2 protein-coding genes and 1 pseudogene are annotated in these 2457 nt (G+C 76.0%); 2 read left to right on the forward strand and 1 reads right to left on the reverse strand.

Annotated features, from left to right (window positions below):
- Together B0E53_RS35455 and hisC are read left to right on the forward strand one after the other, a co-directional pair.
- Positions 1 to 710 (forward strand): RDD family protein (locus tag B0E53_RS35455; RefSeq protein WP_107079824.1); only part of this gene is annotated, 710 nt, incomplete at its 5' end.
- Complete coding sequence (gene hisC, locus B0E53_RS35460) at positions 707 to 1810, forward strand: histidinol-phosphate transaminase (protein WP_107079825.1); 1104 nt, start codon at positions 707 to 709, stop codon at positions 1808 to 1810. The genes B0E53_RS35455 and hisC, both read left to right, overlap by 4 nt.
- Positions 1811 to 1932: 122 nt before the next feature.
- On the opposite strand, the pseudogene B0E53_RS35465 reads toward hisC, so the two are convergent.
- A pseudogene (locus B0E53_RS35465) lies at positions 1933 to 2457 on the reverse strand (PQQ-binding-like beta-propeller repeat protein); the annotation flags it as partial.

The following is a 2457-nucleotide window of genomic DNA, read 5'->3' on the forward strand; positions in this document are numbered from 1 at the left end:
CGTGGCCGGGACAGCCCGGGCAGCCGGGGCCGTGGGCGGGCCGACCGGGCCAGCAGGGGCCGCCGCCAGGCTGGCCGTACCCGGGCTGGCCGGGGCGTCCACCGGCGCCGCACCCGCACGGGCTGCCGCTCGCCTCGTACGGTGCCCGGCTGGTCGCGCGCCTGATCGACCTCGGCGTGGTGTTCCTGCTCAACGCCGTGGTCAACGGCTGGTTCGTCTGGCGCTACATCGAGGAGATCTCGCCGTACCTGCGCGAGTCGGTGCGCCGGTCGCTGGCCGGGGAAACCTCCACCGAGGGGCTGCCCCAGCCGGGTGAGCAGGCCGCCGGGCTGCAGATCGCCATCCTGCTGATCGCCACCGCGCTCTGGTTCGCCTACGAGGTGCCCTCGATGGCGGCCCGCGGGCAGACCTTCGGCAAGCGGCTGGTGGGCGTTCGTGCCGTGCCCGTCGAGGCGGACCAGCCGCTCGGCTTCGGCCGGGCCACCCGGCGCTGGAGCACCCTCGGGCTGCCCACCCTGCTCTGGTACTGCTGCGGCCTCGGCCTGCTGCTCCAGTTCGTCGACGCGGTCTCCCCGCTCTTCGACCAGCCGCTGCGCCAGGCCCTGCACGACAAGCGGGCGCAGACCGTGGTGGTCCAACTCCCCCGCAGCCGGCCCGACACCCGTACCGCCCCGCGCGACCGCGCCAACCCCCCGGGAGACACCCCATGACCGACACCGGACGTCACCAGCCTCCGCTGCGGCTCACCCGCGCCGACCTGGACGCGCTGCCCAACTACGTGCCCGGGCGCAGCCCGGCCGACCTGGCCCGCGAGCTGGGCCTGCCCGAGGCGATCAAGCTGGCCAGCAACGAGGTCCCGTACGGCCCGCTGCCCGGCGTGGTGGAGGCGGTCGCCGAGGCGGTGGCCGGTTCGCACCGCTACCCGGACATGGGCGTGGTGGCGCTGCGCCAGGCCCTCGCCGAGCGGTACGGCGTGGACGCCGACCGGATCGCCACCGGCTGCGGCTCGGTGGCGCTGGCCGAGCACCTGGTCCGGGCGACCTGCCTCCCCGGCGACGAGCTGCTGTACTCGTGGCGGTCCTTCGAGGCGTACCCGATCATCGCGGCGACCAGCGGCGCGACCAGCGTGCGGGTGCCGAACGACGCCGGCCACGGCCACGACCTGGCCTCGATGGCGGCGGCGGTGACCGACCGGACCCGGATGATCCTGGTCTGCAACCCGAACAACCCGACCGGCACGGCGGTCCGCAAGGCCGAACTGGACCGCTTCCTCGACGCGGTGCCGGACGACGTGCTCGTGGTGATCGACGAGGCGTACCGGGAGTTCGTCACCGACCCCGAGGTGCCGGACGGCCTCAGCTACCTGGACCGGCCGAACGTCGCGGTGCTGCGCACCCTGTCCAAGGCGTGGGGCCTGGCCGGCCTGCGGATCGGCTGGCTGGTCGCCGAGCCGACCGTGGCCGCCGCGGTGCGCAAGGTGGTCACCCCCTTCTCCACGAGCATGGCCGCGCAGGCGGGCGCGCTGGCCGCCCTGGCCCAGGCCGACGAGGTCGAGCGGCGTTGCGCGCTGGTCGTCGCCGAGCGGGACCGGGTCACCGAGGCGCTGCGCAAGTTCGTCCCGGACGTGCCGGAAAGCCAGGCCAACTTCGTCTGGCTGCCGCTGGGCGACCGGGCCGTCGAGTTCGGCAAGGCGTGCGAGGCGCGCGGCGTGATCGTCCGGCCGTTCCCCGGCGACGGGGTGCGGGTCACCATCGGCACGCCGGCCGAGAACGACGCCTTCCTGGCCGCCGCCGAGGCCGCGCTGGCCTGACGGCGAGGTCCGGGGCCGGTCCGTCAACCCCCTACGGACCGGCCCCGGACGCCTCGGGTCGTCCCGCGCCGACCAGCGGCGCGCCGGAGCCCTCGCGAAATCGTACCATTTGTCCGTTTCGGTCAGGTCGCGGCCAGCAGCACCGGCTCGGCCATCAGGAAGTAGCCCTGGTCGTCGTCGTCCGGGCGGGCCCGCTCGCGGAGCCGTTCCACCGCCACGTAGCCGTCCGCCGCGTGCGCCCGCCCGGGCTGCCAGCCCGTCCCGTCCCGGCCGATGTCCATGGCGAACCGGGACCGCTCCGCGCCGGTCACCGGGTCGAGCGTGACCAGGTCCCGCCCCTCGGTCAGCAGGTACACCCGGCCCGGCTCGACCGCCAGGATCCGGACCGGCCCGAGGTCGGCCCGGCGCCACAGCTCCTCGCCCGTGCGGGCGGACCGCCCGGTGACCACGCCGCCCGCGGTCCCCACCGCGCGCTCGCCGTCCAGCTCGGTGTCCGGGCCGTCCAGGGCGGGGGCGGCCACCGGCTCACCCGCGCCGACGACCAGCCAGCCCCGGCCGGTCTCGTCCCCGCGCCCCGAGGTACGCAGCCCCCGGCAGGCCGAGCGCCCGTCCCGGCAGCCGACCGGGGTCACCACGAGCTGGTCCGG

It is taken from the genome of Micromonospora sp. MH33, assembly GCF_003013775.1.
GTDB classification, from domain to species: domain Bacteria; phylum Actinomycetota; class Actinomycetes; order Mycobacteriales; family Micromonosporaceae; genus Micromonospora; species Micromonospora fulviviridis.